The following is a 5,782-nucleotide window of genomic DNA, read 5'->3' as shown; positions in this document are numbered from 1 at the left end:
GCGGAGATAGCCTAATAAATTAGAGTTCGATAGAACTCTTTACTTAGGAATCCCCCACTTCTAAACGAAGTGAAAGTGGGGGTAGTTCAATAAATAAGATGTGAAAGAAGTGACGATTCATGAAGAAAAAAGTATCGGTTGTTGGAGCGGTCATTTTTAATGAGAAGAATGAAATACTATGTGCATTACGTTCTCCTGCAATGTCCTTACCGAACTATTGGGAATTTCCAGGTGGAAAAATTAATGAAGGGGAAATGCCGCAAGATGCACTGATACGTGAGATCAAAGAAGAACTAGGATGTTTAATTACTGTTGGTGAAAAAATAGAAGAAGTGAATCATGAGTATGAGAATATTATAGTTCATCTTGTTACTTATAAGGCATACATAGAGTCCGGTATACCTAAAGCGCTTGAGCATGCCGAGTTGATATGGGTTCATGTTAATAATTTATTGGAGTTAAAGTGGGCCCCGGCGGATCTTCCAACCGTAGGGGTTTTATGTTTGAAGTTTAAAAATTAAGGTCTGAAATAAGAAATAATGAGACAGATTTTTATAAGTTATAAACTGTTTTGAAAGTAATTACTCCGGTGGCTCGGGCTCATGATCTCTACCCTGTTAAGGTGGCGCTCTCCCTGCTGAGCTATGGGGTCCCAACAAACGGACGGTACAATCGCTGCTTAATAAACGGTTAATTGTAAAGTACAGGTTGTGAGGGTTGTCCAAACGGTGCGGTAAAGCTAACAGAGAATGGACTTAATGTGTTACGGGCGTTAGGGTAATGCGAGGATATTGATTATATATGGAGGTAAATAAGTTGAAAAACATTGAAGTTCTAAATAAATACATTGAAGGGTTTTCTGATGCTCTCCCTACGTGGTTAAAGCATCTAATCGAGGCAGAGGAGATACATCAAAACTATGAGAATGTACAGGTACTTGGTGCATTAAAAACGGATGCGGTGTTGTACTATGTACACCGTACGCTGCAAGTGTTAGATGGGTTGTCTTTAGATGAAGAAGCGTATCGCATTATTGAAAAGGTACTAACGTATAGTGAGCTTGCAAAGGTAGGCTCTTTAAAACAGCGGGAGCAATGGAAGGAAAATGGGATAAACCTATTGGTACATAACGAGGGTTCTGCTGATATCTTTAGTGATATTCAGTTTATCGAACGTATAGAGACAAACTTAAACTCTACTGAGTATTTGTTTGTTCGAGATTTAATTAGAACACATGGATTAATCGGACAGTATATCCGCGGGGAGGCTCGTTTGGGCTCACATTTTGATTTGATCAACACGTATAAAGAAGAGTACGGAGACGATAGGTTAAAGGAGATTCTATACTATCTTAACCAATGTATTATTGAGGGCGTATCAAAATCCTTGTGGAGTGAAGTAAAGGACGATGTGAAGATTACAATTGATGGTCTGTTTGATGGCTATGTGGAGCTATTTACTTCTCGCATACATAGACTCACGCCAAAACATAAGGAGTCAGCATTTGAAAAAGATATAATTATGGGGAGCGAGAAGAATGGCGTTCAAACCTTCTTATCTGATAAGGATTTGTGGTATGTAGAACCGTCTATGCATGCTCTTAGCTTCGAGGATATCTGGACAGTTTTTGTTATGTTAAAGAACGAGATAGGCACTGGAAAGGTTCAGCATATCCATTTCGAGAAATTGATGCAGCAGTTGCACTATGATTTCAAAGGCGAGAAGAAGGACAACGTGTATCGTAAGCGGGTTATTGAGAAGTATCTACGGGAGTACCGTGAGAACGAGAAGCTGGATACAACGCATGTTTCCTTTGAGGTTAAAGTCGATGAAGATATGAAGACTGCGTATGTGGCGTTTCAGTTTTCTGCTGTAGGTGAGGCGTTAATTACCTTCTGTGTAGAGGCAGAAAAGGTAGATATGATGCATGCTCGGGCAAACGTGCTGCTATTTGATTTCTTCGGGTTACGTAAGGATGCGTATGATAGATTCCATAACGAAGAAGTGTATCTGGAGCATATGAATAGTTCGGCTGATGATAAACGAATTATTCTTGATTATATAAAGGGAGATACGGTTGTAGATGTCGGAGCCGGTGGTGGTGTCATGCTAGACATGATTGAAGAAGAGACCGAGGATAAACGAATCTATGGTATCGATATTTCCGAAAACGTGATTGATACGTTGAAAAAGAAGAAGCAGAACGAGGGTCGTTCTTGGGACGTCATTAAAGGGGATGCAATCAACTTAAGCAGCTCGTTTGATAAAGAATCGGTTGATACGATTGTATATTCTTCTATCCTTCATGAGCTGTTCTCTTATATTGAGTATGAAGGTAGGAAATTCAATCATGAAGTAATTAAAAAGGGTCTGCAGAGTGCCTACGAGGTGTTAAAGCCGGGAGGTCGTATTATCATTCGTGATGGCATCATGACCGAAGGTAAAAGGTTAATGCGTGTGATTCGTTTTAAAGATGCGGGCGGAATGAAGTTCTTAGAGCAGTATGTCCATGAATTTAAGGGTCGTATAATCCAGTATGAGGTACTTGCAGACAATACAGTCAAAATGCCTGTTAACGATGCGATGGAGTTCTTATATACGTATACCTGGGGCGAGGATTCCTTCGCTCATGAGGTACAGGAGCAGTTTGGAATCTTTACGCCAAACAACTATAAGGATTTCGTAAAGGGTATCTTTGGAGATAAAGTAAACATTGTTCAAGCTATGAACTATTTGCAGGATGGATATACAACCCATCTTAGCGAGAAAATCGAGTTTAAAGATGAGTCTGGGAATGCGGTTGCGCTACCGGATAGTACGTTCTTTATGGTTTTAGAAAAGGTGAAGTAATGGGTCATTGGTACAAATAAAGTATAAAGGGCAATGAAAATCTTAGAAATGCAATACACAAAGGAGGATAAAACATCTTTACAATCTAGGGTTGTCGAGTGCTGATGATACGTTTTGTTTATTCATTTTAAAAAATCCTAATATTCGTTAATTCGATTATATAAGACAGAAAAATCGCTGGGAAGCGGTAAATAAGGATGAATTGTATATTGATAAATCAACAACGAACCCCAAAGGGGAAGCAATACACGAACAAGCGAAGCGCAGTGAAGTGGACGATACAGCTTGTCTGTATCGTCTGGTTTTTCGTAGCAAATGTAACCTCTCGCTTTTTCTTCATTTCTTTTTCAGCTTGCAGTTGCGCTTCTTTTTCCGCTTTCAAAGTAACTCTAAAATCAACTTTTATTGTATATTTTGGAGTTACTTTACGTTTACTTTTAAATCTTTATTTATGTATAGAAATTAGACTAAAATTTATATCATATTTTCTTTGATTCTTTTTAATACATTCATAAAATTGTTAAATCATAAAAAAACCTTGAAAGGCTTTTAGCCAATCAAGGAAAGGAGTAAATTAATCCTTTATATTATATTTCTCCTTTGTTTTTATTATGAGATTTCCTATGTCTTCAGCTTGTTCGGGATGATGTCCAATATAAAATTCGCATGTTTAGAGATTTTACTTGCCTTATTTGGATATCTTATCATCCTATTTACTAGGAAGCTGCGACAGACGCTCCTTATAATTTTTAGACACTAAAATATTTAGAAGGCCTATCATATTATTCGTCTCTTGTCGCGCCTCCTCATATGCTTGGGAAAAAGCTATTTTATTCTCTTTAGGGTTTTCTATGTTTGCTAACTTACTCCAACTTTTTTTCAGTTTATCATTCTTTTGAAATAGCCCTTGATCTACTCCGCCTTGGGCGACAGGAGCCATATAATCAAATTCTCCACCTTTTCGGAGGTATGTAAGTGCCACTTTAATCTCAGCAGTATTTGAGAAATCTTCCTTTCTTGCAGGAGCTTCTAGCACACGAAATGCAGAAACTGATGCATATGCTACTTTTACAAGTGCCCTTTCTAAATTTGTTATTTCATCCCATGATTTATATTGAAAAGAAGGATCTTGTTGTACTGTTATAAATGCATATCCTTCTTTCACCCAATCTGGCGATAAATTTTCAAGTGGTTCTTCTGTGCGAATATTAACAACCGAATCACCATAATTAGATATATCGGTAGTTCGATTATTTTCACTTGTAACACGGCGAATCGGATGATCCGTGTAAAGTATATAACCGCGTTTATCAATATGTTGCTGAAGTTCTTCTACTGTTGTTTGTATACCAATTTGTCCTTCTTCCTTCTTTTGTTCATCTTGCTTTTCTTTTTCTGTAGTGACTTCCTCTGTTTTATCTGATGTTATATGTTCCTTTTGAGGCTCTTCTTTCTTCTCTACTGGCTTTACTACTTCTTTTTCCTTACAAGCAGATAATGTAAATAATGAAGCTACTAGCAATATGCTTACTATTGTTTTTTTATAATTCATATATATACCCCCTTCCATCATTATACATAACTAACAAAAAAGAGGGTAATATTCTTTTGGAAATTGGATTTATCATTATAGGAGATTAGGAGATAATTTTGAACTAAAAAAATATTACTCCCCTTTAAATTCATCCCAAAGCATTGTCTCCTATCCACCCTGTTGATCTGAATAATCTTCCTGGTCCTAACCGAAATCATATAGTGAACCTATAGGAATAACTTGTGAACATCTTCGTCAGGAATGGGAAAATGAAAAGAAAATAGAAGCGGAACTAAAACAGAAGGAAGAGGAGCGAAAAGCACAGGAGGCCGAATATAATAAAAGTCATCCATTATCCCAGGAAGTAGCTAATAAATTATTGATTGGAACGAACTTCATGAAATATGACAGTATTTTACCATTACCAGTAGACGCCCAGTTATCAGCAGATAAAAAAACGTCGATTTACGTATACAAACAAGGGAATAAACAAATTCGTATGACCGTTAATGCCACAACGGATCGTATTATAGAAGTTAACCACACGGAATAAAAAAACAAAGGGAGAATGTAGATTAATATATAATTTGTTTTATATTTGGATTATAACGTATATATATCAATTTTTTGGTATCCTTATAGAAGAATATAAATTTAATTTCGTACGCTAAACGGAATTTGAAATGGTAAAATATAGTTTAAGTAAAAGGTTAGGGGGATAAATTGATTTTATGGATATGCAGAAACGGAGAATATTAGTAGCAGGAATTATTTTAGCAGTAGTGTTAGTTCTAGGGTATTACTCTACTAACGTACTACAGACCTTCTCAATCGTATGTTGTGCAGTAGCGATTGTGTTTGGGGTTATAAGTAGTATACAAATGAAACGACAAAACAAGAAGTAAAGATTTAAAAATTTTATGATACCCCAAAATTTCTCGTTTTGGGGTATTTGTTTTTCTTAGCTTGATGGCGATGGGGTAGCGCCATCATTTCGCGGATTTCGTACGCTAAGTGGAGTACAAAATGGTAAAATATAGTTAGAGGAGGGGTGAGAATGAAGGATATTCACAAAGCATTAAACTATTTTGGTTTCATGTGTGTGTTTATGTTTAGTTTAGGGTTTATTTTCCGTTGGGTTTTGCGTGATGTGATTGCACTAGATCAATTACTTGGTTTGAGTATAGGTATTATTATTTTAATAACAGTATTTTTAGTGAAACGATATAGTAAAGAATCACATAATAGTGGGAATTTGAAATGAATAATAAATTTTTAAGGTGTTTTTTAGTTTGTCTAGGGATAGCACAAAACAAAACAAAACAAAACAAAACAAAACAAAACAAAACAAAACAAAACAAAACAAAACAAAACAAAACAAAACAAAACAAAACAAAA

6 protein-coding genes are annotated in these 5,782 nt (G+C 36.1%); 5 read left to right on the top strand and 1 reads right to left on the bottom strand.

Annotation, left to right across the window (positions count from 1 at the left end; translation table 11 throughout):
- Positions 1–119 precede the first annotated feature (119 nt).
- Positions 120–521, top strand: coding sequence for a (deoxy)nucleoside triphosphate pyrophosphohydrolase (locus tag MR109_RS29325; RefSeq protein WP_242274821.1), 402 nt, complete (start codon positions 120–122; stop codon positions 519–521).
- A 280-nt stretch (positions 522–801) separates the two neighbouring features.
- Positions 802–2,850, top strand: a complete 2,049-nt coding sequence (locus MR109_RS29320; RefSeq protein WP_242274820.1) for a class I SAM-dependent methyltransferase — start codon at positions 802–804, stop codon at positions 2,848–2,850.
- 709 nt (positions 2,851–3,559) lie between these two features.
- Here MR109_RS29320 and MR109_RS29315 read toward each other — a convergent pair.
- A complete protein-coding gene (locus MR109_RS29315) occupies positions 3,560–4,402 on the bottom strand; it encodes a hypothetical protein (RefSeq protein ID WP_242274819.1) in 843 nt (280 codons plus the stop codon).
- Positions 4,403–4,781: 379 nt separating this feature from the next.
- Between MR109_RS29315 and MR109_RS29310 the strand changes: the two genes are divergently transcribed.
- The 3 genes from MR109_RS29310 to MR109_RS29300 all read left to right on the top strand — a co-directional run bounded on the left by MR109_RS29310 (position 4,782) and on the right by MR109_RS29300 (position 5,648).
- Entirely contained in the window at positions 4,782–4,937 is a 156-nt protein-coding gene (locus MR109_RS29310) for a hypothetical protein (protein WP_242274818.1), read from the top strand.
- Positions 4,938–5,115: 178 nt separating this feature from the next.
- Positions 5,116–5,289 (top strand): hypothetical protein, encoded by a 174-nt coding sequence (locus MR109_RS29305; RefSeq protein WP_242274817.1) that lies wholly within the window; start codon positions 5,116–5,118, stop codon positions 5,287–5,289.
- Between the two features lie 152 nt (positions 5,290–5,441).
- A complete protein-coding gene (locus MR109_RS29300; protein WP_242274816.1) occupies positions 5,442–5,648 on the top strand; it encodes a hypothetical protein in 207 nt (68 codons plus the stop codon).
- Positions 5,649–5,782 lie beyond the last annotated feature (134 nt).

Source organism: Bacillus cereus group sp. BfR-BA-01310 (genome assembly GCF_022664325.1).
GTDB classification, from domain to species: Bacteria; Bacillota; Bacilli; order Bacillales; family Bacillaceae_G; genus Bacillus_A; species Bacillus_A paramycoides.
The sequence above is the reverse complement of the archived record's forward strand: the minus strand, read 5'-3'. Positions and strand labels throughout refer to the sequence as shown.

Excerpts from the sequence above, each read along its gene's own strand:
- MR109_RS29300 (WP_242274816.1), top strand. The coding sequence starts at position 5,442 with ATGAAGGATATTCACAAAGCATTAAACTATTTTGGTTTCATGTGTGTG.
- MR109_RS29310 (WP_242274818.1), top strand. The coding sequence starts at position 4,782 with ATGAAATATGACAGTATTTTACCATTACCAGTAGACGCCCAGTTATCA.
- MR109_RS29315 (WP_242274819.1), bottom strand. The coding sequence starts at position 4,402 with ATGAATTATAAAAAAACAATAGTAAGCATATTGCTAGTAGCTTCATTA.
- MR109_RS29320 (WP_242274820.1), top strand. The coding sequence starts at position 802 with ATGGAGGTAAATAAGTTGAAAAACATTGAAGTTCTAAATAAATACATT.
- MR109_RS29305 (WP_242274817.1), top strand. The coding sequence starts at position 5,116 with ATGGATATGCAGAAACGGAGAATATTAGTAGCAGGAATTATTTTAGCA.
- MR109_RS29325 (WP_242274821.1), top strand. The coding sequence starts at position 120 with ATGAAGAAAAAAGTATCGGTTGTTGGAGCGGTCATTTTTAATGAGAAG.